The organism is Arthrobacter arabinosi (genome assembly GCF_054511115.1).
Genome location: NZ_JBTNDF010000037.1, coordinates 1 through 1,113 on the forward strand (window position 1 = coordinate 1; position 1,113 = coordinate 1,113).

Annotated in this window: 1 protein-coding gene; it reads left to right on the forward strand. The window is 64.1% G+C overall.

Features of this window, described 5'->3' with window-relative positions; all coding sequences use genetic code 11:
• Positions 1-10 precede the first annotated feature (10 nt).
• Positions 11-1,113: IS256 family transposase (locus ACX80P_RS16985; RefSeq protein ID WP_459279269.1), on the forward strand; the 1,103-nt coding region annotated here is incomplete at its 3' end.

Consider the following 1,113-nt stretch of genomic DNA (forward strand, 5'->3'; position numbering starts at 1 on the left):
AACAGAGGCGATGATCGATCCTGTGACGGGAGAGATCATCGATCAGAAGGACCTTGCCGAACGGCTGCTCGCCCAGGCCAAGGAGCAGGGCGTGAGCCTGGTCGGGCCCGGCGGGCTGCTGAACCAGCTCACAAAAAACGTTCTGGAAACCGCACTGGAAGCCGAGCTGACCGAGCACCTCGGGCATGAGCACGGGCAGACGCCGATCGCGGAGAACATGCGCAACGGCACAAGATCGAAGACGGTGCTGACCGAGATCGGCCCGGTCGAGATCGAGGTGCCCCGGGACAGGGACGGGTCATTCGAACCGGTCATCGTGCCCAAGCGGAAACGGCGCTTGGACGGCATCGACCAGATCGTGCTCTCCCTGTCCGCCCGCGGACTGACCACCGGCGAGATCGCAGCGCACTTCGAGGAGGTCTACGGGGCCAAGGTCTCCAAAGACACCATCAGTCGGATCACGGAGAAGGTCGCCGGTGAGCTTGCCGAGTGGTCCTCACGGCCGCTGGACCCGCTCTACCCCGTCCTGTTCGTCGATGCGATTGTGGTCAAGGTCCGTGACGGGCAGGTGCGCAACATCCCGTTCTACGTCGTTATGGGCGTCACCGTGAACGGGGAGCGGGAGATCCTAGGCATCTGGGCCGGCGACGGAGGCGAGGGTGCAAGGTTCTGGCTGCAGGTCTTCAGTGAGCTGAAGAACCGAGGCGTCCAGGACGTGCTCATCGCCGTCTGTGACGGTCTTAAGGGCCTCCCGGAAGCAATCACGACCACCTGGGAGCGGACGGTCGTGCAGCAGTGCATCGTGCACCTGATCCGCAACAGCTTCCGTTACGCCGGCCGGCAACACCGCGACGGTATCGTGCGGGCACTCAAACCGGTTTATACCGCCCCGTCCGAGCAGTCAGCCAAGGACCGGTTCACGGAGTTCAAAGCCGAGTGGGGCGAGCGGTATCCGGCGATCGTGAAGCTCTGGGAGTCCTCTTGGGCGGAGTTCGTCCCGTTCCTGGAGTACGACGTGGAGATCCGCCGGGTCATCTGCACAACGAACGCGATCGAGTCGATCAACGCCCGCTACCGGCGGGCCGTCAGAGCCCGCGGCCACTTCCCCAACGA